Genomic DNA, 23,461 nt, shown 5'->3' with positions numbered 1-23,461 from the left:
GTACAGATAAATGAGTTCACTCTTAAATTCGGTTGTCGAGTTCGCTTGCGATACCGGATTCGCATATGTCACCGGACCCATGGTGATCATGTGGATCGTGAGTTTCGTACTGATGTACTTGGCGATTGTCAAAAAGTATGAGCCGCTGCTGCTCTTGCCGATTTCCCTCGGCGCGCTGGCGGTGAACATCCCGAGTGCGGGATTCTACGATGGCGGCTGGAGCATCGAAGGTATGTTTACCCCGACTGCCGGCCTCTATTACTACATCAGCCAGGGTATCCACCTGGAACTCTTCCCGCCCATCATCTTCTTGGGCGTGGGCGCCATGACGGACTTCGGACCGCTTATCGCCAACCCGCGTACGCTCCTCCTCGGTGGCGGCGCTCAGTTCGGCGTGTTCGCGACCATGTTCTGTGCCGTGGCCCTCGGTGGCTTTACTCTCGGTGAAGCTGCTTCCATCGGTATCATCGGCGGCGCCGACGGTCCGACCTCCATCTTCACTGCGAACAAACTTGCAAAGCACCTCATCGGACCTATCGCCGTGGCGGCTTACACCTACATGGCTCTTGTTCCGCTCATCCAGCCGCCTATCATGCGCTTGATGACCAACGACAAGGAACGCAAGATCCGCATGAAGGCTCTCCGTCAGGTGAGCAAGGCCGAACGCATCGTGTTCGCCGTGATGGTGATGATCGTCTGCATCCTCGTGGTGCCCGATGCTTCTGCTCTTATCATCATGCTCATGCTCGGCAACATCTTCAAGGAAGCCGGCGTCGTGGAACGTCTCGTGAAGACCTCTTCCAACGAACTCATGAACATCGTGACCATATTCCTCGGTACTTCCGTGGGCCTCACGATGTCTGCCGACATCTTCCTGAAGCCGCAGACCCTCATGATTATCGCCATGGGCGTTGTCGCCTTCGGTTTCTCGACCGCGGCCGGCCTCTTCCTCGCGAAGATCATGAACTGGTGCTCTCCGAAGAACCCCGTGAACCCGCTTATCGGTTCTGCTGGCGTGTCCGCCGTGCCGATGGCCGCACGTGTTTCCCAGGTGGAAGGTGCCAAGTATGACCCGCAGAACTTCTTGCTGATGCACGCCATGGGCCCGAACGTGGCCGGCGTTATCGGTACCGCAGTCTGCGCTGGTTACATGATTAGCCGTTTGTCGTAGTATTCGGCATATGCGAATCAAGGAATGCCCTCGGCAATGTGCCGGGGGCTCCTTTTTTATATTTGCACCGAGTAGTGTTAGGAGGAGTCATGTTTGCCAAAAAAGTAATCTCGCTTGTTGCAATCGCCATGTTCGCGGTGTCAGCAAATGCCGCGAGGACGATTACCTCGGAAGAGCCTGAATTTGTAGATGGCTGTTACCAGATTTCGACAGCCGAGCAACTGTACGGTTTTGCCGATATTGTAAACGGTACGTTTGGAAATCTGACTAGTTATGCGGGGCTTCGTGACAGCACTGCCTGTGGCAAGCTCACTGCCGATATCGTGGTGAACGAGAAGGTTCTTGGCGCAGACGGAAACCTGAACGTTGCGGATACGGCAGAATTTGCGACATGGGTGCAGATGCATAATTTCCTGGGATCGTTTGACGGGCAGGGCCATACGATTTCAGGCTTGTATCTTAATTCTACTAACTATGACCAGGTGGGGTTGTTTTCTTCGGCGGGCTCGTTCTCGGATAAGGCGTCTTCCATGGAAGTTTCTATCAAGAATGTCCGTCTAGTAGACACTTATTTTTATGCAGGCACTAACGTGGCCGGAATTCTCGGCGTTGTCACATATTACGGAAAGGTGTTCATCGACCGGTGCAGCGTTGACGGAGTTATTGAGGGCGATGCGCAGGTAGGTGGCCTGGTGGGTTGGGGCCATAACAATCTCTCTGTCACCAATAGCTATAACGCGGCCCGCGTAAGTGGGGAAGATTATGTTGGCGGAATTGCGAGTACACTTCACGGTAAGAATGTTTCGTTGGTGAATGTTTATAATGTGGGCTCTGTTTCGGGCGGTAATAACGTAGGGGGGATTGCTGGCGTTGCTTATGGCGATGGCTTGCGTTTGGTGAATGGCTTCAGCGCCGGCCCTGTGAATGCGACATCTGATAAGTCCGTAGGTGTGGGCGCTGTGGTGGGAGGTGTCAACAGCTACGTCATAGAGAGGGGAACCATGGACAACATGTTTTTCCTTGCTCCGGGAGTAGATTCGGTCGGAATCTCCGTGACTGCAGAAGAGTTTGCCAATGGTACCGTCGTCACCTTGTTGCGGGATTATAGCTACGGCGGTATTGACGGCCTAGTATGGGGCCAGAATATTGGTTCTGATGCACTGCCAAATTTCAGCGGAGTTGTCGTTGGTGGGGATGTGCTGCCTACGATTACGCTCAGTCTCGATACGGGTAGTGGCGACCCCTGGACAAAGGAAATTCTTGCCGGTTACAAGTTCAGGATACCCGATATTGAACGCGAAAACTACAAACTGTTGGCCTGGTATGCCGAAGCAAACTTTGAAGGCGAGCCCGTGACGCATGTCCCTGCGACGCAGGCTACCGACGTGAAATACTGGGGCCATTACGAACGCGTATACCGCGTGACGCTTGAAACCAATGGCGGTAAGGTGGATTCCCTTGGCGTAGATTCGTATGTCCATACTGTCGGGGCGAAACTCCCGCGGGCCGTATTGCGCGAAGGCTATGTCTTTGCCGGCTGGTATGCGGAAGAAGACTTCAGCGGGAATGCCGTCGATTCCATCACTACGACAGACGAGGGCGACAAGGTTTTCTATGCCAGGTGGTTCCAGACGAAAACTCCGGAAATGGACGAGAACGATTGCTATGTCATTTCGGATGCGGAAGAACTCTACGGCTTTGCCGCTATCGTGAACGGGACGGACGGTTACCGGCGCGATGCTGAGGCTTGCGCCGTCCTCTCGCAGGATATTGTGGTGAACAGGAACGTGCTGGACGACGAAGGTAACCTCAACAAGGCGGGAATGGCGGGGCGTATTCCGTGGAACCCGATTGACAGTTTCAAGGGTACATTCGACGGACAGATGCATACGATTTCGGGCCTGTATTATAACGACCCCAAAGACCATAGTAAAAGGAGTGACGTCGGATTCTTCGGTGTCATTGGAGGCGAAGTGGGTGCGCCCGCTGTCATACAGAACCTGGGTATTGTCGATTCGTATTTTGCAACGGATGCGAGGAGCGCCGGGGGTGTTGTTGCGCGTATCCAGAATAAGACCTTGTCGGTCTGGGCAAACTATTATGCCGAAATTAGGAATGTCTATAGTACATCCACCCTGGAAACTTCCGACAGTACTTTCTCGGTGGCCGGAGTTGTGGGGCATGTTGACAGAAGCGCGAACCTGCGCATTGAAAACTGCTACAATCAGGGGGCAATCCGTGGCTACAGGAATTATATTTCGGGGGTCGTTGGGTATGCAAGCCTTTCCGGCAAGGTCGTTATGGCGAATTGCTATAATGCAAAACCTGTCAGCTATGTGGTGGGTTCTTCCGGGGTGAGCCAGCTGATTGCCTATTCGACGCTGTTGGAGAATGTCGCGGAGATTGTCAACAGCGTTTATATCGATTCGTCGAAATGGGAATTCGGGGGCACCTTGGCTCCGAAGGAACGCTTTGCTGACGGCACGGTTGCAGAAATGCTGCGCGAGGGCGAGAACGGCAGCGTGTGGGGGCAGAATGTCGGCGTAGATCCGTTCCCGCTGTTCTCCGGAGAAATCAAGAATTCTGCCGCTGTCAAGTACAACGTGACGTTCTATACCTATGAAGATGATACAGCGACTTACATTGACCATTACTGGGCGGGCGTGAAGACGAAACTCCCGTGGGCCGAAAGGGAAGGCATGTGGTTCAAGGGCTGGTACGACAACGCCATGCTTGGCGGGAACAGTGTTTCGTACATTTCGGAATTGGATGAGGGCGATTTGCATTTCTATGCCAAGTGGGAACTGAAGACCTTTACCGTGCGCATCTTGAACAGCAATCCTGATCGTGGCCGTATAGCGGGCCTTAAGTCGAGCTTGGTGTATACCTATGGCGAGTTTGTGTCGATAAAGGTGGAACCCTTTGATGGCTTCTATCTGAACTATTGGAGCGACCTCGAAGGTGAAGCCGAACAGCCGCTGGTCCGTGAATTCTATGTCGATAGGGATACGACCATGATTGTATACTTCGGCAAGTATAGCTCAAGTTCTTCCAGCGAACCGGAGTCTTCTTCTGGCGTCACGCCGCAGTCTAGCTCCAGCAGCGCGAAGTCGAGCAGCAGTTCTGCGAAGTCTAGCAGTAGTTCCGCTCCGAAGTCGTCTTCCAGCGTCACACCGCAGTCTAGTTCTAGCAGCGCAAAGTCCAGTAGCAGTTCTAGGCCCGCGGCGTCTTCTTCGAGCGTGAATTCCAAATCGTCCAGCTCTTGCAAGAACTGTTTCAGACTGGGCTTGACACTTGCTCCGCTTGCTCCCCGATTTGGCGTGGAAGTTGCCGGACGCAATATCCTGATAACGGACGCGCTCGATGCTGCGTCTGATTCCCGAGCTGCCGGCGCCTATGCGCTTTTCGACCTGCAGGGTCGCGTACTCCGCAGGGGAACTGTCGATGGGGCGAATTTCTCCATCCCGATCGCGCATGCGGGAACATACCTTGTACGTATTGGTGCTAGCGTGCGGCGCGTGTCCGTGCGGTAGCGCGATGTTCTTTATTTGTTCTATGGATTTGTGCCGTTTGTTGCATGAAATTGAAAAAATCTTTTGTGAAATTTAATAAATGGCGAAATTTGCTTAAATTCGCCATTTTTGTTTCAAGAAAAATGTTGCATTGCGTTGCATGATTATCTAATTTAGAATCATGATGAAATCAATTGTTCAGTATAAAGATTACCACGAGTATGTGTTGGAATACTACCGTGAACGCAAACGCACTTCGGCGTTTACGTGGCGTGAATTCGCGAAGAACGCTGGATTCGCGGCGGGGTCGTACTTGAAGCTTGTTGGCGATGGAAAAACGCGGCTTCGTATGGAAGGTGCGAAGAAAACCGCACTCGCAATGGGGTTGATCGGCTTCGAGTACGACTATTTTATGTTGATGGTGCGCTACGAAAGCGCGAAGACGGACCGTGAGAAGAAAAAGTGCTTCGAGGAAATGGAGGCCCTGAGTTCTTCGCACCATGTGAAAATTCTCGGGAGCGAGTTCTACACCTTCTATGAGACCTGGAAGCATTCCGTCGTCCGTGAGTTGGCTGTGGCGATGCCGGGAGCGAAGCCTCACGAGATTGCAAAGGCGTGCCGCTTGCCGATTTCGGCAGCCGATGTCTGCGACAGTTTGCGCTTCCTTGTGAAGGCTGGGTTCCTGATGAAGGATGTGAAGGGCGTTTACCACCAGACGACGTTGTCGCTTACGACGGGTCGCCTGAAGGTCGTCTCCGTGGCGGTGCATTCGCTGTTGCGCCAGATGGGCGAATTCGCGCTTGATGCGTTGGACAATTTGCCTATTTCGGAGCGGCATTTTAGCGGAATTACCATGGGCGTCAACGCCGAAAGCTACGAAAAGGTCGTGGAAGAACTTTCTCAGTGCCGCAAGCGCATCGTTTCGCTCGTGTCGGCATATAAGGACGTAGAAAAAGTGTATCGCTTGAACATGCAGCTTTTCCCGATTACGGAAAAGTTGAACTGCGGTTCAGAATCATCGGAGAAGGAGAACAAAAAATGATTAGGCAGAATAATATGAAGTTGAATACTTTTTTCGAGATTCTTGATGGAAAAGGTCCTGATGTGTCTGTTATAGTGTTGCCGATACTTATAGATGAAAAGATTTGAGGGTATTAGTATGTCTAGAAAAAAGAATTGCATTTTCTCTCTGCTTGCAGTGGGCGCCATCCTGACTGCATGCAGCCAAATGGGTTCCGAAGCGTCGGAATCTACAAGAAGCGTCTCCGGAACTTCGGAATCTACAAGAACCGTCTCCGGAACTTCGCAAAAAGGGCCTTTCGTAAAGGGTACCGAAGTCACCCTTTATGGCATGGATGAGACATTGCACCAAACAGGTTCGCGCTACTCGACAATAATAGACAACGATCAAGGGAAGTTTTCCTTGCAAGAGATTCCCTTGGAGGAACGCTACGCCTGGCTCAATGCGAATGGATATTTTATTGATGAATATACTGCAAAGAAATCGGAACGAACGATTTTGTTGAATAGCCTGGTGGACTTGCAGAATACAGATAAGGTCAACATTAACGTCTTGACTCATTTGTCATTCAATCGAATTCTCTACTTGGTAGATGAAGGGAAATCCGTTGAAGAAGCGAAACGGCAGGCAGAAAGGGAGGTACTGGACGTCTTCGGATTTTCGGGAGAAGGCGAGTCTTTCGAACAGCTTGACATTCTTAGCGGTGGCGAAGGCGACGCCAAACTTTTGGCGATTTCCTTGATAATGCGTTTTAAAGGCAATGTTGGCGATGTCGCAGAATTTATGGCATGGCTCGCATTGGATTTGGAAACAGATGGCGTTTGCGATGATACGGTCCTTGTTCGCGAATTGAAGGATATTGCCTCGATGCTTGCGCATAAAGGTGTTTATGAACAGATCCGCTGGAATATACGGAAGATGGGGGCGACGGAAATATCCGATTTCCGAAAGTACCTCATACAGTTTGCGTCCTCTTGGGATTCGACGTGGGATAGTTGCAGTAATCAGAATGAAGTTAAGAATACTCTCGTTCTTAGCGAGCGTCCTTATGAACCATCGTCTAAAGCTATTTGTCGAGATGGTGTGTGGAAATACTATAACGGAATAAGGGTGGCAGGCATGAGTCCTGTCGATACGGCGGGAAAGTATGGTACCTTAGTGGATGAAAGGGATGGGCGTGTCTATAAGACCTTGGACGTTGAACTGGATGACGGTCGTGTGGTCACTTGGATGGCCGATCTTTTGGAATATGAACCCAAGAGCAGCAAAGGTGATTATAAATATATACCTGGAGTAGGCCGAGAATATTCGCCATGTCAGATTTTAGGACGAAGTGATAATGGTTCTTGTGTGGAATTGGACTCTGAAATGAACGATCGTATATTTGGTAAAGAAAAAATTCAAGGCATCTGTCCTGATGGTTGGCATATTCCTATAGATCGTGAATGGATTGAGCTGTTTGATTTTATTTCGGATGGATACCGTTGGGAGGTTGCGGAATTATTGGTCCTGTCACAATATGTTGATCCGGAAACAGACGTTTCTTTAGGTGTAAATATGTATACGGTGGGTTTTAGGGATAACTATAGTATCAGTGAGCGTGAATTCCCCGGGTATGATTATCCCCGTGAGTTTGTTACCCACGAGTTTGTAATTCATGGTTTTGGTGTGGATTTTACATGTAGATGCACTAGTTCTTATATCCGGATTGAAGAAACTTCCGATTTGTATTTTGAAAGATATCAAGATCAACATTTCGGCTTGCGCTGCGTGAAGGACTAGGCTGTACCTGGATTATGAAAGAATTGAATTACAGTTCAGACTCATTTGGAAAGGAGAATGAAATATGATTAGGCACAATAATATGAAGTTGAAAAGGTTTTTATTGGCGGCGGCTATGGGCTCTCTGCTCTGTGCTTGCTTGGATACGACCGCCGGCACGAGCGAAGAGGCCGAGGGCATTGTCGCGCTTAAGGACAAGGATGTCGCGGGCGTGGCGCAGAAGGGGCCTTTTGTCAGGGGTTCCAGCGTTGTTCTCAAGGAGACTTCCAAGGCGGGAAACTTGAAACCTACCGGCAGGGAGTTCTTTGCGATGACCCGCAGCAACGATGGCGATTTCCAGATTGATGGCCTCAATTTGGAAAGTCAGTACGTCAGGTTGACCGCGACGGGTTACTACAAAAGAGAAACAACGGGTGAAAATTCGGAATGCCAGATAAGCCTGAATGCTTTGGCGGACCTAAGCAAGACGGATCGCGTAAACATCAATATCCTTACTCATCTAGAATACGATCGTACGCTTGAACTCGTCAAGAAAGGGAACTCGTTTGACGAAGCTAAAAAGCAGGCCCATAGGGAATTGATGCGATTCTTTAATTTCGAATATCTTGTAGATGAAGGTAAATCGGAAAGCCTGGATGTCACCGGTGACGGAGAAGCTGATAGGGCTTTGGAGAAAATCAGCAGCTTTATGGATCTCAATTCTTTCTTTTATGCATCAAACTGCCTTGATGACGATCATTGCGCTTCTTTGGAGTATTGCTTGCGAGTACAAGAGTTCTTGGATGATTTCTTCGATATTCTCGATGGGAAGGGCTCTGATCTGATTAACGCAATGATGCCGATGCTTGTACAATCCGAATTTGGGGGAAATTAATATGTCTAAAAAATTGAATTGCATTTTCACTCTGCTTGCGGTGGGCTCCATCCTGACTGCATGCAGCCAAACAGGTTCCGAACCGACGGAATCTACAAGAACTATCTCCGGAACTTCGCAAAAGGGGCCTTTCGTAAATGGGACCGAAGTCACCCTTTATGGCATGGATGAAAAATTGTACCAAACAGGCTCGCATTTTTCAACAACAATAGATAACAACCAAGGAAAGTATACTTTGAAAAAGATTCCTTTGGATGAACGCTATGCTTGGCTTAATGCGAACGGTTATTACATAAACGAAATAACTGGAGATACGTCTAAATGGAAACTTTCTCTGAATGGTCTTGTTGACTTGCAGAAAACCGATCAAGTCAACATCAACGTCTTGACTCATTTGTCGTTCGATCGAATTCGTTACCTGGTCAAAGCGGGGAAATCCATTGACGAGGCGAAACGGCAGGCCGAGAAGGAGGTGATGGATGCGTTCGGATTTGCTAATGAGCAGGAATCGTTCGAACAACTCGACATATTGAACGACAATGAAGGTGATGCCAAACTTTTGGCAATCTCTTTGTTGATGCTTACTTCAGCCGCTGATATAGGAGATATTACGGATCGACTGGCGTCTGTAGCAATGGATTTGGAAACAGATGGTGTCTGGGATGACAGCGCCATGATTGACCAAATGAAGAGGTATGCTGCCTTGCATAAAGAAAAAGGACTTTATGAGAGAATACGTCACAATTTATATGGCATGGGTGCTATCCGGATTCCTGATTTCCAGAAGTATCTAGATCAGTTTGCCGGGAGTTCGGATTCGACGTGGGAAGATTGCGATGCTCAGACTCAGGACGTTGTCAGGAGGATTACGCCATTAAAAAAAGCCGACGATCGAGTCATTTGTCGCGATGGTGTGTGGAAATATTATTCGGGGCAAAGAGATGAAGGCGATGCTCCTGTAGATACGGCCGGAAGGTATGGAACCTTGATTGACGAAAGGGACGGGCATGTTTACAAAACTCTGGATGTTAGGTTGAAAGAAGGCGCTACCGCCACTTGGATGGCCGATCTTTTGGAATATGAAATTCCAGGAGATACTGGAGATGTCTACCGTATTCCCGGCGTGGGGAGACACTATACTTATTGTCAGGTTGTAAATCTGCCGGTAGGGTGCTTTGATTCTAAAGGTCCGGAAATCAGTGAACGTTTGCTGGATGTTAATGACCATGTACTCTTTCAACGAAATTTTCAGGGTATCTGCCCAGATGGTTGGCATATTCCGCAAAGTTATGAGTGGGAAAAATTGGCTGAATCTATAAAGGATGACTACCAAGCTAGAGAACTGCTTGTTTATCCGCAATATAGGGAGACGGATGCTGATTCTTCGTTTGCGGGCAGCTATTTTATCGGCATAGAATATAGTTATGGTCTTGATGAGTACAATGTTTGGAATGTTAATGGGGATAATTATTCTTATGACTACTTGCCAACAGCAGATTTGGGTTTGCGCTGCGTGAAGGACTAAGTTGTATCGTATTGCCCTGATCTGTCCGCGGGGTTGCGGACGGGATTAGGGACGGAGGGATGACCCCGCCTTTATGGCGGGGTCTTTTTTTTGTACAAGCGAAAAAACTACTTTGTTTTATATGAATGTCATTTTGTTTTTTATCAAACACAAAAAATTAATTTTACATTTAAAAACGTTGAAATTTGCTTAAAAATGGCGTTTTTGTTTTTTGAAAACTGTTGCATCCGAGAAGATAATAATTTATTTTGTTATCAAGATGAAATCGGTTATCGAATACAAAGACTATCGCGAATACGTGCTGGACTACTACAACGAACGCAAACGCTGTTCTGCCTTCACGTGGCGTGAATTTGCGAAACTTGCGGGTTTCGCTTCGGGTTCGTACTTGAAGCTCGTTTGCGACGGCAAGACGCGGCTCCTCGAGGAGGGGGCGAAGAAGACCGCGGTTGCCATGGGGCTGCTCGGCTTCGAGTACGAATATTTTATTCTCATGGTCTGTTACGAGAATGCCAAGACCGCATTGCAGAAGAAGAAGTTCTTCGAAGAGATGCAGTCGCTGTGCATCGCTCATAACGTGAAGGTCCTGGGCAGCGACATGTATGCCTATTACGAGAGCTGGAAATACTCGGTGATTCGCGAACTGGCTCCGATGATGCCGGGCGCGACTTCGCACGAGATTGCGAGGGCGTGCCGCCCGCCCATCTCGGCGAACGATGTCACCGCGAGCCTCCGGTTCCTCCTGAAGGCCGGGCTCCTGACTAGGGATATCAAGGGGTTCTACCACCAGACAAACGGCTTGCTTTCGACGGGTCGCCTGAACGTGGTTGCCGCGGCGGTGCATTCGCTGCTGCGCGAGATGAGCGAGTTCGCTGTCGACGCCCTTGACAAGCTCCCGATTTCGGATCGCCACTTCAGCGGCCTTACCATGGGGGTGTCCGAAAAGACCTACGCAAAAATTGTAGAAGAACTTGCTGAATGCCGCAAGCGTATCGTGTCGATCGCGGATGCGGAAGAATCACCGGAAAAAGTCTGCCGCTTGAACATGCAGCTTTTCCCGCTGACGGAAAACATTAAACGGGGCGGAATGGGCCTGGATAACAAAAGGAGATAGAAGATGAATCGCGTAACAAAATTATTGTGCGCTATTTCGGTATGCACGTCATTTATGGCTTGTTCAGATGGCAAGCTCGGTGGCGTTAGCGAGGAAAGCGAGGGAATAGTCCCGGTCCAGAATTGGAAGGTCGCGGGTGTTTCGCAGAAGGGCCCGTTCGTGACGGGTTCGGTGGTGACGGTGCAGGAACTTGACGGCATTACGCTGAACCAGACGGGCAAGAGTTTCAGGGGCAGCATCAAGAGTGACAAGGGCGATTTCTCCATCAACGGGATTAATCTCGTCTCGCAGTATGCGATGCTCGAAGCTACCGGCTACTTCTGGAGCGAAATCAGCGGGAGCAAGTCTTCGGGACCGGTGTCTCTCCGCGCCATTACCGACCTTTCCGACCGCAATACGGTGAATATCAACCTGTTCACGCATCTGGAATATGAACGCGTGATGAACCTTGTGCTGGAAAAGGGCAAGACCGTTGCTGAAGCGAAGGCGCAGGCGGAATCCGAAATCCTCGCTGCCTTTGGTATCGATGTCCAATTCGCGAATCCCGAAGACCTGAACATATTTACTGCGGGTGACGGGAATGCGGCCCTCCTTGCGGTGAGCGTGTTGATGCAGGGCGGTGTCGATGTGGCCGGACTTTCCGAACGCATGGGCGCCTTCAGCATGTCCCTTGCCGCGGAAGGCGTGTGGGACGATGCGAAGACCAAGGCCGCGATGGCTGACTGGGCGGCCGAAGCCGATAATTCGGGATTGCTCGTAGATATCATGCAGGAACTGAGCGAATGGAACGAAGGCGAGGTTCCCGACTTCATCACGCATGTGCGCAATTTCTGGTACGATGCTTACGGGCTTACCGCCTGCACCGAATCCCGCGAGGGCGAAATAGCGGTGGACAGCAACGAATTTAGCGAGCGTTATTACGGGAAATCGGGCGCGCGTTATGTATGCGAAAGCGGCGCTTGGATCAAGGCTAGCAACCTGCAGTCCGATACCAAGAACTTCAGCGCTGGTGACGAAGGCGAATTTCGTGCCGGCCAGGTCGATTCCTTGAACAAGTATGTCTATGATGGCGGAAAGTGGCGCGAGGCGACTGAAATGGAACGTGAACTCGGAGCCGGATGTACCGCGGCTATGCCTTTGACGATTGTTGGCGGCTACGTGTGCAAGGAAGGGGATTGGGACGTTGCCAGGACCTTTGATTACGATGTCGTGGGCAAGACGTGTGTCGAAGGGGATACCATAATCGGCGCCAAGTCCCGCCTGGAATATGTTTGCACGAATTCCAAGTTTATCGGCTTGAAATCGATGCAGACCTGGTTTGGTGCCGACGGCTCTGATTCGATTTACCACGCTTTCTCCGAGAATCCTTCTGCGTGGTACGTGGTGAAAGACGGGGATTACGACAGGGGAACTTCGTTCATCAGCTGGCATGCCACCGTTGATACTTCCGATGCGAACTGGCTGAATGACGTTATCGATACGTGCAAGGGCTTCTGTGGCGACGTGACGTTCGGTGATGGTGTCGAGTATCCTTATGTGGAGATCGGTTTCTCCTTGGTCTGGGACCCGTCGGGAATAACGCTGGCGGATGGTTTCGACGTGTCGAATTTCGGAGGCGTGTGCGTCGCGTACAGCTCCACGGTAAAAATGAGCGTCCTGATTGTAGCGCCGATAACGGTGGTTCCTGATTACGCCTATGCTCAATATGAGCTTCCCCTTTCGGATACGGTACGCGTCGAAAGGATTCCCTGGGCTTCGTTTACGGTGCCTTCGTGGTCAAAATCTTATGCTTCGTACGAAGCGTCGGTGCAGAAAACGTCTGAGCTTAGGCTCGAACTCAGCGGCGACGCCGGTACGACGGGTTCGTTCAACATAAAGGCCTTCGGCCCTTACAACGGCAGTTGCGACAAGTATGCCGAACTCGAGTAGGGTATAAAAAGTATTTCTCCTATAATCTAAAAGCGTTCTCCGCTACAACGGGGGGCGCTTTTTCCGTGTTGCCGTTTTTTGGCCATGTTCTTGGAACATGACGTTCATGTTCTAAAATGTGAAATTTTTTGAAAAAACGCAAAAAGTGGTAAAATTTGCTCAAAAACGCAAATTTCATGTTCTATTTTGTGAAAATAGACCTATATTTGATACCATGAAGGAAATCGTTGAATATACAGATTATCGCAAGTTCATCCAGGACTACTACGATGAACGCAAGCGCTGCTCGGCGTTTTCTTGGCACGCATTTGCCCAGAAGGCGGGCTTCTCTTCGGATGTCTACCTGAAGTACGTTTGCGAAGGGAAAAAGAATTTGAGCGTCGCGTCGGCGGGCTCGGTGGCGACCGCCATGGGGCTGGTCGGTTTCGAGTACGATTACTTTATCTTGATGGTGTCTTATGCGCACGCCAAGAGCGATTCCGCCAAGCGGGCCGCATTCGAGGAGCGTTGCGCGCTCGCGCAGGCGCACAAGATTCGAGTGCTCGGGAAGGAAGAGTTCGATTACTACAAATCGTGGAAGAATTCGGTGATCCGCGAATTGGCTCCGCACATGCCGGGGGCGAAACCGCTCGAAATGGCCCGCGCCTGCAAACAGAAAATCTCGGCGACGGAAGTTTCCGAAACGCTTGACTTCTTGGTGAAGGCGAAACTCCTGAAGAAGGACAGGAGTGGAAACTACGTGCAGACGGACAAGGCCATCGTGATGGGGAACGTGGATGCGGTGCCGGTGGCGGCTCGCGACTTGCAACGGCAAATGGGGGAGTTTGCCGTGCAGTCGTTGAACCTGCCGCTTTCGGAGCGAGTCATGTCGGGCTACACGCTTGGCCTCACGGATCGTGCTTACGAACGGATAAAAAAGGAAATGAAGGATTTCTATCGGCGCGTCGTGGCGATTGCCACCGAAGAAGACGAGGCCGATCGCGTGTACCGTCTGAACATGCAACTCTTCCCGATGAGCGAACGCCTGGGAAATAAAAAAGGATTTTAAAGGGAGAAATTCTCATGAAAAAGTGCAAAAAGAGGTCGATTATGAAGTGGAATCGAGTTTTGGGGTGCCTTGCGGCGGGGGCCATGTTCTGGGCGTGTTCCGATGGCGAATCGGATGGCAAGGACATCGTTGGCGGCGCTTCGGGCGATTCGGGCATTATCGCGGTCGAGGACAGGGAAGTGGCCGGTGTTTCGCAGAAGGGCCCGTTCGTTACGGGTTCCGCGGTGACCGTGCAGGAACTGGACGGCATTACGCTCAAACAGACCGGCAAGAGCTTCAAGGGTTCCATCAAGAGCGACAAGGGTGACTTTGCTATCAAGGACATCGATTTGAAATCGCAGTATGCGATTCTCGAAGCGAACGGTTATTATCGCGACGAGATTTCTGGCAAGAAGTCTTCGGGTACGGTGACGCTGCGGGCGCTGACGGATTTGAGCGACAGGAAAAAGGTGAACATCAACTTGCTCACGCACCTGGAATACGAACGCGTGATGTACCTGGTTTCCAAGAAGAAGATGTCCATCGCCGATGCGAAGGCGCAGGCGGAAAGAGAAATTCTGGCTTCGTTCGGGATCGAGGGGGACTTCGGCGAATCCGAAGACCTGAACATCTTCGAGTCGGGCGACGGGAATGCGGCGCTGCTCGCGGTGAGCGTATTGATGCAGAGCAACGTGGATGTGGCGGGGCTTACCGAGCGCATTGGCGAGTTTAGCATCTCGCTTGCGGAAGGCGGCAGCTGGGACGATGCCGACACCAAGGCCGCGATTGCGGACTGGGCTTGCGATGTTGACTTGAAGGGCTCGCTTTCGAAGGTGCGCAAGAACGTGGAAGACTGGAAGTACGCCGATACCGTGCCCGCATTCGAAAAGTACGTGTCCAACTTCTGGTGGGAAAATTATGGACTCGGCGTTTGCAATGACAAACGTGAAAACGAGACCAAGCGCAACATAAACAAGCTCAGCGCATTGTACAACGAATACTTCGTGTGCGAAAAGGGCCGCTGGCATATTCCGGGTGACGAACCGGAGTCGAGTTCTTCGATGAGTTCTCAGGGTGATGCCAGTTCGTCAAGTGAATCGGGAGAACCCGTTTTTGGCACGCTTACGGATGCCCGTGATGGGAAAGTTTATAAGACTGTTAAATTGGGCTCGCAAGAGTGGATGGCCGAAAACCTGAACTATGCGGTTGAAGGTAGCATGTGCTATGGCGACAACAGTGAAAACTGCAAAAAGTTTGGGCGCCTGTATAATTTGGTGCAGGTCCTGGACACTACGGAGCAGGCGTTTGAAAGGGGATTGAGCAATTTGAGGCTTCGCAGCGATTTCCACCCCCGTCAGGGAGTGTGTCCCGATGGCTGGCATGTTCCTGAAGAGGCTGAATGGGATACGCTCTTTGCGTTTGCCGAGAAATACGGCGACGGAGAAAGTTTGAGTTCCAGTTTGCTGCCGTATGACTGGGATGATTATCACGAAAAACTGAACGCCTCGAACAAGTTCGGACTGGATATTATCGGTGCGGGGGTGTGCCGTACGGGAGAGGGATGCATAGGCTTGGATTCGCTTACGTATTTGTGGACGGCGACGATTACTGAACCGAATTATATAATGATGTATTCGTTTGACGGCCCCTTGGCGTTGCTCTTTAAACAAAAACCGTTGCCCTACGCTTATACTGGTATGTATGTGACGGAACTGCATTATGCGTCTGTACGTTGTGTTAAGGGTGAAGGCAAGAAGAGGAAAACCTCTGGTGAATCTGATGTTGAATCGAGCTCTTCTGGCGTTGCTTCGTCGAGTTCCATCTACAACCCGTTCGCGGAAGGTGCTGTCAAGGCTGTGCCGCAGCCGCTGTCGTTCTTGGATTCGGCTTACGTAAGAAATGGTTATGTCAGCTATGGAGACGGTAAGCAGGAAGTATGGCTCTTCAGCCCTGCGAAGGGATTTGATTCTGGAAGTATTAGGGATTCCGCGATATCGGCTCTTGTGGAAACGTTGGGAAAGAAGGGCTTTGCTTTCGAAAATAGCGTAAAGAACGATTCTTTGGATAAAATATATGACGACACGTCGTATGTATACCAGAAAAAAGACGGGAATGTCGTGTACAAGGTTGCAATCACCAAATGGTATTCTGCCGCATCGTATCGCATTAGTTTCGATATTAAAGTAGTCATATTGAGGGATGGTTTTGAAGAGGTGCCTACGACGGATTTTAGCTCTATGCGCTACGAAACGGAATTGCCGGAAGAAATGAGTTTTCTCAAGGACTTCGCGACATCCGTGAACAAGGTATCTTGGAACGACAGCTTGCAAAGTACTTTATGGTATGTTTACCGTAGTGTATATAAGAAACGGTTGACGACGGAGACTATGGATGATCCGGCAGATGAAGAGAAACTGAAAATGCTTGCAGATAGTGTTGAATATCTGAGAGGCGTTCTGGAAGAAAAGGGATTTGTCTTGGACAAAGTAGACTCTGCTGAAAAAAAGTATTACTACATCTATGAGACGGATATTGCCAAATATGATGTCTCGGTGGATGTGGAAGCCTCTAAGTATGGTGATGCTGTGATATTGGGCGACTGGTATTATGACTATTACTATCATATCGCGATTGTGACCTATTACAAGAAAAAACTGGACCACGGTAAGGTTTCTGAATAAAGATTGCCTGATAAGGAGAGAGAAAAGACCCCGCTAGGATGCTAGCGGGGTTTTTCTGTGTTCCTGGAACATGAATTTGTTATTGTCATCGCGGCCTTGTGCCGCGATCGCCGTTTCTTTGTGTTCCTGGAACACACGGTGTGTTCTTGTTTTTGCTTAATTTTTCGAAATTTTTGTGAAATTGGTAAAATTAGAATAAAATCGCCAAATTTGTGTTCTAAAATGTGTTATTTGGCTATATTTGTAATCATGAAAGCAATCATAGAATACTCCGATTACCGCAAGTTTATTCAGGACTATTACGACGAACGTAAGCGCAGTTCGTCGTTTACCTGGCGGGATTTTGCTCAAAAGGCGGGCTTTTCGTCGGCAGTTTATCTGAAGTATGTTTGTGAAGGGAAAAAGAGCTTGAGTGTGGGTGCCGCTGGTTCTGTTGCAAATGCCATGGGGCTCGCTGGGTTTGAACATACGTACTTTGTGCTGATGGTTTCGTATGCGCATGCAAAAGGGGACGCAGAAAAAACTGCGGCGTTCGAGAAAAGGTGTGCGCTTGCGAGGGCGCATAAGGTGCGCGTGCTGGGCGCAGAAGAGTACAAGTATTTTAAATCGTGGAAAAATCAGTTGCTTCGTGAAATCGCTCCGCACATGCCGGGGGCAAAGCCGCTTGAAATGGCGAAAGCCTGTAGGCCGGCGATTACTGCGGCCGAGGTCTCCGAGACGCTGGATTTTTTACTGCGTGCGAAGCTCTTGAAAAAAGACGCTAAGGGAAATTTTTTGCAGACCGAAAAAGCGGTTTCTATTGGCGATGTAGATGCGGTACCAATCGCGGCGCGCGATTTGCAACGCCAAATGGGTGAACTTGCGATTAAATCGCTCAGTTTCCCGCAATCGGAGCGCGACATGTCGGGCCTTACCATGGGAATCACGCGTCGCTCTTACGAACGCATCAAGCAGGAACTTGCTGATTGTCGCCGCCGCATTATGGCAATTGTTTCCGAAGACGACGATACGGATCAAGTGTACCGATTGAACATGCAGTTGTTTCCGATAAGTGAGTGCTTAAAACAAAAAGAAAGGGTTACGTCAAAAAAAAGGAAGAGATCATGAAGAGTATAATCAAGAATAGTTCGGCTATTGCGTTTGTTGGCGCGTTGGCTATGCTGGCCGCATGTTCCGATTCCGAAAACAAGAGTATTTCGGGCGGTATTACAGAAGACAAGGGTATTGTCGCCAACCTGGATGTGGCTGGCTTGGCGCAAAAGGGCCCGTTCGTGAAGGGTTCTGAGGTGACTGCGCAGGGAGTTGACTGCAAGACGATGAAATACACGAACGAGCAATTCACGGGAAAGGTCAATAGCGACAAGGGCGACTTTGGCATTGACGATGTGAACTTCTCGGCATCTTGTGTTTTGTTCACTGTTTCCGGTTATTACCTCAATGAATTTACTGGTGAAAAATCTTCGGAAAAGTTGACGCTCCATGCGCTCACGGATTTGAGTGACAGGGAGACTGTTAATATCAACGTGCTTACGGAATTGGAATACGAGCGAGTGATGAATCTTGTCTCTAAAGAAAAAATGTCCTTTGCCGATGCGAAAAAACAGGCTGAAAAGGAAGTCCTTGCCTCGTTAGGTATAACGGATCTCTTTGAGTCGTTCGAAGGCTTGAGCATTTATGAAAAGGGCGATGGAAACTCGGCACTCCTTGCGACGAGTGTGCTGTTGCAATCGGATTTGGATGCCAAGGATTTGACAGACCGAATGGATGCCGTCGCTTCGTCTATCGCGAAGACTGGCGAATGGAACGATGAAAAGACGAAAACGGAAATGTCGGATTGGGCGAGTGCGGCCAAGGGCGATGGCAAATTTGAATCTGTCCGCAAAAACCTGTCGAGGTGGAGTGGATCCGATGAAATTCCTGAATTTGAAAAGGTTGTTGAAAATTTTGGGGCCGATTCATCGGCTCAAAATCAGGATGTAATTCCTGAATCTGAAAAGCCTAAGGCCGGTTTGCCGGCTGAAAACCTTACCATGACGGACACCCGCGATGGCAAGACATACAAGATTGTAAAGATTGGCGAACAGGTATGGATGGCGGAGAACCTGAACTATGAAATAGACGGTAGTTTCTGCTATAAAGATTCCGCTGAATATTGTGCAACGTACGGTCGCCTTTACACATGGGCTGCTGCGAATGAAGCATGCCCTGAAGGCTGGCACCTGCCGACAACAGATGAATTTGATACGTTGTTCACTGCGGTCGGCGGCCAATCTACGGCGGCCAAAAAACTTAAATCGACGAGCGGCTGGAATAATAACGGCAATGGCACGGATGATTTCTTGTTCTCGGCGTTGCCTGCTGGCATCTGGTACGGTCAAGACGAATACTACAACTACTTGGGCGATCATGCGAACTTCTGGAGTTCTATAGAGAAGAATAGCGGTAACGCGAACTACATGAACTTGTACTCCGGCTACGATAATGCCCGCATGCTCGACCACAATAAGGACGATGGAATGTCGGTCCGTTGCGTAAGGGACAAGCGTGAATACGGTACTTTGACGGACACCCGCGACGGCCAGACATACAAGACCATAACGATTGGTGACCAGGAGTGGATGGCGGAAAACCTGAACTATGAAATGGACAGTAGTTACTGCTATAAAGATTCCGCTGAATATTGTGCAACGTACGGTCGCCTTTACACATGGGCTGAGGCGAATAGAGCATGCCCTGAAAGCTGGCACCTACCGACAACAGATGAATTTGAAGCGTTGTTCGATGCGGTCGGAGGTCAGTCTACAGCGGGCAAAAAGCTCAAATCGATGACCGGCTGGAATAATGGCGGCAACGGTACAGATGATTACTCGTTTACTGCGTTGCCTGCCGGCATCTGGTATGGTAAAGACGAATACTACAACTACTTGGGCGATCACGCAAACTTCTGGAGTTCTATAGAGAAGAATAGCGACAACGCGAACTACATGAACTTGTATGCTGGCTACGATAATGCGCGCATGCTCGATCACGATAAGGGCGATGGAATGTCGGTCCGTTGCGTAAAGGACAAAAGTAAATACGGTACTTTGACGGACGCCCGCGACGGTCAGACATACAAGACCGTAAAGGTTGGTGGCCAAGAGTGGATGGCGGAGAACCTGAACTATGAAATGGACAGTAGTTACTGCTATAAAGATTCTACTGAATATTGTGCAACGTATGGTCGGCTGTACACCTGGGCCGCAGCGATGAATGCTTGCCCTGAGAGCTGGCACCTGCCGACAATAGATGAATTTAAAACGTTGTTTGATGCGGTCGGAGGTCAATCTACAGCGGCCCAAAAGCTCAAATCGACGAGCGGCTGGAACGATGACGGCAACGGTACAGATGATTACTCGTTTACTGCATTGCCTGCCGGCATCTGGTACGGTGAAGGCGCCTACTACAACTATTTGGGCGATCACGCGAACTTCTGGAGTTCTATAGAGAAGAATAGCGACAACGCGAGCTACGTGAACTTGTACGCCGGCTACGATAATGCCCGCCTGCTCGATCACGATAAGGATGATGGAATGTCTATTCGATGCCTTAAGGATTAATTTTAGTGGTTGCGCCTTGAAAGCCCCCGCGGACGAAATGCCGCGGGGTTTTCTGTATTCTTAGAATACAAGGATTGCCGTTGTCATTGCGGCCTTGTGCCTCAATCGCCGTTTTCTTGTGTCCTGGGGACACAGGTTTTGTGTTCTAGATATTGAAAATCTTTGAAAAAATGCAAAAAATGGTAAAATTAGCTTAAAAACGCAAATTTTGTGTTCCAAAGGACTATTCAGAACCTATATTTGTACCTATGAAGGATATCGTTGAATATACCGATTATCGTAAGTACATCCAAGATTACTACGATGAACGCAAGCGCAGCTCGGCTTTTACGTGGCGCGATTTTGCGCGCGATGCCGGTTTCTCGTCGGCGGTTTACCTGAAATATGTCTGCGAAGGCAAGAAGAACCTGAGCATCGGTGCGGCCGGCTCGGTTGCGAACGCCATGGGACTTGCGGGTTTCGAGAGCACGTATTTCGTGCTGATGGTTTCGTATGCGCATGCCAAGGGGGATAAGGCGAAGCGTGCGGCCTTCGAGGAACGTTGCGCGTTGGCGCAGGCGCACAAGGTACGCGTGCTCGGGAGTGAGGAATTCGATTACTTCAAGTCATGGAAAAATCCGGTTATCCGCGAACTGGCGGTGCACATGCCGGGGGCGAAACCGCTGGAAATCGCGCATGCCTGCAAGTCGAAGATTTCTGCGGCGGAGGTTTCCGAGACGCTTGATTTTCTGGTGAAGGCCGATCTCCTGAAGAAGGACAGGAACGGCAATTACCACCAGACGGAAAAGTCCGTGTCGATGGGGCCCGTGGATGCGGTGCCGGTGGCGGCTCGCGATATGCAGCGCCAGATGGGGGAGTTTGCGGTGAAAGCTTTGGACTTGCCGCTTTCGGAGCGCGACATGTCGGGGCTTACGCTCGGGCTTACGCGCCATGCGTATGAACGGATCAGGAAAGAGATTGCGGAATTCCGCCGCCGCATTGTGGCGATTGCGACGGAAGACGACGAGACCGAACAGGTTTACCGCATGAACTTGCAGCTGTTTCCGTTGAGCGAACGCCTGGAAAAGAAAGAGGATTCAAAAAATAAGGGAGTAGAACAAGATGAAAAATAATTGGTTTATGTTGCTCGCGTTGGCATCGGTTTTTGTGACAGCGTGCTTCGATGGCAACAAGACTGCGGGCGGCTCTACGGAGGATGCGGGCATCATCGCCGATTTGAACGTGGCGGGCGTGACGCAGAAGGGCCCGTTCGTGAAGGGCGCTGCGGTGACTGTGCAGGGAATCGACTGCAAGACGCTCAAATTTACGGACGAAATTTTTGAGGGCAAAGTCAAGAGCGACAAGGGCGACTTTACTGTCGAGGATGTTACACTCAAGTCCACGTGTGCGCTGTTCGAGGTGACGGGTGTCTACCGCAACGAAATTTCCGGAAAGAAGTCTTCGGAAAAGTTGACGCTGCACGCACTGACCGACCTCAAGGACCGCAAGAACGTGAACATCAACGTGCTTACGGAACTGGAATACGAACGCCTGATGTTCCTCGTGACGGAGAAGGACAAGAAGTTCGCGGAAGCGAAGGCGCAGGCCGAAGAGGAAGTGCTTGCGGCATTCGACATCAAGGGCGACTTCGTGGAGTTCGAAAACCTGAACATCTTCGAGTCGGGCGATGAGAACGCGGCGCTGCTTGCCGTGAGCGTGATGATGCAGGCCGAAACGGACGACGCGGGACTTGTAAAGCGCATGGAAAAGTTCGTGGACTCGTTCGTGGAAACCGGCAAGTGGAAAGATTCCGGCACGAAAAAAACGATTTCGGAATGGGCTATCGAGGTCACGGCGAACGGCGGGCTTGATTCCATCCGCAAGAATGTCGAAGCTTGGGACCTCGGAGATACCGTACCCGCCTTCGAGAAGTTCATCGAAGCCTACGCGGACGGCGACAGCGTTGTCTTAATCGTCACACCGAAGTCGAGCAGTAGTAAAAACGGTGATGCCGGAACGGAGTCCGGCATGACATCCAGCAGTTCTTCCCAAGACACGACGTACAATGCCGAAAAGAATACCCTGACGGATACCCGCGACGGCCAGGTTTACAGGACCGTAACAATCGGTGACCAGGTCTGGATGGCCGAAAACCTGAACTACAAAACAGACAATAGTTTCTGCTATGACGATTCGTCAAAGTACTGCGACAAGTATGGCCGCCTTTATATATGGGATGCGGCGATGAATGCTTGCCCCGAGGGCTGGCGTCTGCCCGACGAAACTGATTTCGTGAATTTAATCAAGGCCGTGGGCGGTGAAAAAGATGCCGGCACTAAACTGAAGTCTACCAGCGGCTGGAACGACGATGATGGCAAAAGCGGCAACGGCACGGACTCTTTCGGCTTTTCGGCGCTGCCTGCCGGCATCGGCAACGCGGGCATCTACGGCGGCGAGGGTTACACTACGTTTTTCTGGGGCTCTACGGAGTGCAGCGAAAATTCTCTGCAGCTTGGTGTTGAATGCGCGTATGCGATAAACTTGGATTATGACAAAGTCGATGTAGATTTGCCGAGCTACGCCGCTAGGAACTTGGTGCTCTCCGTCCGCTGCGTGAAGGGTAAATCTGCTGCGTCATCCAGCAGCAGTTCCGCAAAATCGAGCAGCAGCTCTGCAAAATCGAGTAGCAGTTCTGCAGATGCCGATGGGTGGAGCTGGAATGTGCCCAAGGACGCCCGCCTGAATCCGAATATCAAGTACGACTCGATGGTCGACCCGCGTGACAATCAAGTGTATAAGATCGTGAAAATTGAAGTGCCAGACTCAAATTATTCGCAGGTGTGGATGGCGGAGAACCTGAACTATGCCGATAGCGTCAAGACGCCGAGCTTGAAGGGCGGCAACTGGTGCTATCAGGATAATGAAAAAAATTGCAAGGTGAGCGGCCGTTATTACAGCTGGGCGGCGGCAATTGACTCTGTTGCCTTGGCGAACGATTCGAAGGAACCGTTGGTTTGCGGTTATGGCAAGACGTGCGGACTTGATCGCGCTGTGCAGGGAATTTGCCCTGACGGCTGGCATTTGCCGTCAATCTATGAATGGGGACTGTTGAGCGTGGCGTTAGGAACTGCCCCTGTATCTGGTGAACCACTCAAGGCGTTGACTGGATGGAACTACGCCGGAACGCCTGACAACAACGGTACGGATCTTTACGGCTTTGCCGCACTCCCGACCGGAAGAAGAATTT

14 protein-coding genes are annotated in these 23,461 nt (G+C 50.3%); all 14 read left to right on the top strand.

Features of this window, described 5'->3' with window-relative positions; translation table 11 throughout:
- Positions 1-10: 10 nt before the first annotated feature.
- A complete protein-coding gene (locus IK012_RS01045; protein ID WP_072809289.1) occupies positions 11-1,171 on the top strand; it encodes a sodium ion-translocating decarboxylase subunit beta in 1,161 nt (386 codons plus the stop codon).
- 89 nt (positions 1,172-1,260) lie between these two features.
- A complete protein-coding gene (locus tag IK012_RS01040; protein ID WP_290949448.1) occupies positions 1,261-4,704 on the top strand; it encodes an InlB B-repeat-containing protein in 3,444 nt (1,147 codons plus the stop codon).
- A gap of 160 nt (positions 4,705-4,864) precedes the next feature.
- Positions 4,865-5,725, top strand: coding sequence for a TIGR02147 family protein (locus tag IK012_RS01035; protein ID WP_290949447.1), 861 nt, complete (start codon positions 4,865-4,867; stop codon positions 5,723-5,725).
- Positions 5,726-5,842: 117 nt separating this feature from the next.
- Positions 5,843-7,486, top strand: coding sequence for an FISUMP domain-containing protein (locus IK012_RS01030; RefSeq protein ID WP_290949445.1), 1,644 nt, complete (start codon positions 5,843-5,845; stop codon positions 7,484-7,486).
- Between the two features lie 64 nt (positions 7,487-7,550).
- Positions 7,551-8,360, top strand: coding sequence for a hypothetical protein (locus tag IK012_RS01025; RefSeq protein ID WP_290949443.1), 810 nt, complete (start codon positions 7,551-7,553; stop codon positions 8,358-8,360).
- Position 8,361: 1 nt separating this feature from the next.
- Positions 8,362-9,885 carry an FISUMP domain-containing protein gene (locus IK012_RS01020; RefSeq protein WP_290949441.1) on the top strand — a complete coding sequence of 508 codons (1,524 nt, stop codon included), beginning with the start codon at positions 8,362-8,364 and terminating at the stop codon, positions 9,883-9,885.
- 259 nt (positions 9,886-10,144) lie between these two features.
- Positions 10,145-10,999: a TIGR02147 family protein gene (locus IK012_RS01015; protein ID WP_290949439.1), complete on the top strand. Its 855-nt coding sequence runs from the start codon at positions 10,145-10,147 to the stop codon at positions 10,997-10,999.
- Positions 11,000-11,053: 54 nt separating this feature from the next.
- Complete coding sequence (locus IK012_RS01010; RefSeq protein WP_290949437.1) at positions 11,054-12,928, top strand: hypothetical protein; 1,875 nt, start codon at positions 11,054-11,056, stop codon at positions 12,926-12,928.
- 214 nt (positions 12,929-13,142) lie between these two features.
- Positions 13,143-13,976 (top strand): TIGR02147 family protein, encoded by an 834-nt coding sequence (locus IK012_RS01005; RefSeq protein ID WP_290949436.1) that lies wholly within the window; start codon positions 13,143-13,145, stop codon positions 13,974-13,976.
- Positions 13,977-14,017: 41 nt separating this feature from the next.
- Entirely contained in the window at positions 14,018-16,636 is a 2,619-nt protein-coding gene (locus IK012_RS01000; RefSeq protein ID WP_290949434.1) for an FISUMP domain-containing protein, read from the top strand.
- 249 nt (positions 16,637-16,885) lie between these two features.
- Positions 16,886-17,743: a TIGR02147 family protein gene (locus tag IK012_RS00995; RefSeq protein ID WP_290949433.1), complete on the top strand. Its 858-nt coding sequence runs from the start codon at positions 16,886-16,888 to the stop codon at positions 17,741-17,743.
- A complete protein-coding gene (locus tag IK012_RS00990; RefSeq protein WP_290949432.1) occupies positions 17,740-20,235 on the top strand; it encodes a fibrobacter succinogenes major paralogous domain-containing protein in 2,496 nt (831 codons plus the stop codon). The genes IK012_RS00995 and IK012_RS00990 overlap by 4 nt, the downstream gene beginning before the upstream one ends.
- Positions 20,236-20,483: 248 nt before the next feature.
- On the top strand, positions 20,484-21,347 hold the full coding sequence (locus IK012_RS00985) for a TIGR02147 family protein (RefSeq protein ID WP_173384888.1): 864 nt from the start codon (positions 20,484-20,486) through the stop codon (positions 21,345-21,347).
- Between the two features lie 7 nt (positions 21,348-21,354).
- Positions 21,355-23,461 (top strand): FISUMP domain-containing protein (locus IK012_RS00980; protein WP_290949431.1); only part of this gene is annotated, 2,107 nt, incomplete at its 3' end.

The organism is Fibrobacter sp. (genome assembly GCF_017551775.1).
In the GTDB taxonomy this organism is placed as follows: domain Bacteria; phylum Fibrobacterota; class Fibrobacteria; order Fibrobacterales; family Fibrobacteraceae; genus Fibrobacter.
Note: the sequence above shows the minus strand (reverse complement) of the source record. Positions and strands in the feature narration are given on the sequence as shown.

What these genes read in the sequence shown, in the direction of transcription:
- IK012_RS01045 (WP_072809289.1), top strand. Translation starts at nt 11, where the DNA reads ATGAGTTCACTCTTAAATTCGGTTGTCGAGTTCGCTTGCGATACCGGA.
- IK012_RS01040 (WP_290949448.1), top strand. Translation starts at nt 1,261, where the DNA reads ATGTTTGCCAAAAAAGTAATCTCGCTTGTTGCAATCGCCATGTTCGCG.
- IK012_RS01035 (WP_290949447.1), top strand. Translation starts at nt 4,865, where the DNA reads ATGATGAAATCAATTGTTCAGTATAAAGATTACCACGAGTATGTGTTG.
- IK012_RS01030 (WP_290949445.1), top strand. Translation starts at nt 5,843, where the DNA reads ATGTCTAGAAAAAAGAATTGCATTTTCTCTCTGCTTGCAGTGGGCGCC.
- IK012_RS01025 (WP_290949443.1), top strand. Translation starts at nt 7,551, where the DNA reads ATGATTAGGCACAATAATATGAAGTTGAAAAGGTTTTTATTGGCGGCG.
- IK012_RS01020 (WP_290949441.1), top strand. Translation starts at nt 8,362, where the DNA reads ATGTCTAAAAAATTGAATTGCATTTTCACTCTGCTTGCGGTGGGCTCC.
- IK012_RS01015 (WP_290949439.1), top strand. Translation starts at nt 10,145, where the DNA reads ATGAAATCGGTTATCGAATACAAAGACTATCGCGAATACGTGCTGGAC.
- IK012_RS01010 (WP_290949437.1), top strand. Translation starts at nt 11,054, where the DNA reads ATGGCTTGTTCAGATGGCAAGCTCGGTGGCGTTAGCGAGGAAAGCGAG.
- IK012_RS01005 (WP_290949436.1), top strand. Translation starts at nt 13,143, where the DNA reads ATGAAGGAAATCGTTGAATATACAGATTATCGCAAGTTCATCCAGGAC.
- IK012_RS01000 (WP_290949434.1), top strand. Translation starts at nt 14,018, where the DNA reads ATGAAGTGGAATCGAGTTTTGGGGTGCCTTGCGGCGGGGGCCATGTTC.
- IK012_RS00995 (WP_290949433.1), top strand. Translation starts at nt 16,886, where the DNA reads ATGAAAGCAATCATAGAATACTCCGATTACCGCAAGTTTATTCAGGAC.
- IK012_RS00990 (WP_290949432.1), top strand. Translation starts at nt 17,740, where the DNA reads ATGAAGAGTATAATCAAGAATAGTTCGGCTATTGCGTTTGTTGGCGCG.
- IK012_RS00985 (WP_173384888.1), top strand. Translation starts at nt 20,484, where the DNA reads ATGAAGGATATCGTTGAATATACCGATTATCGTAAGTACATCCAAGAT.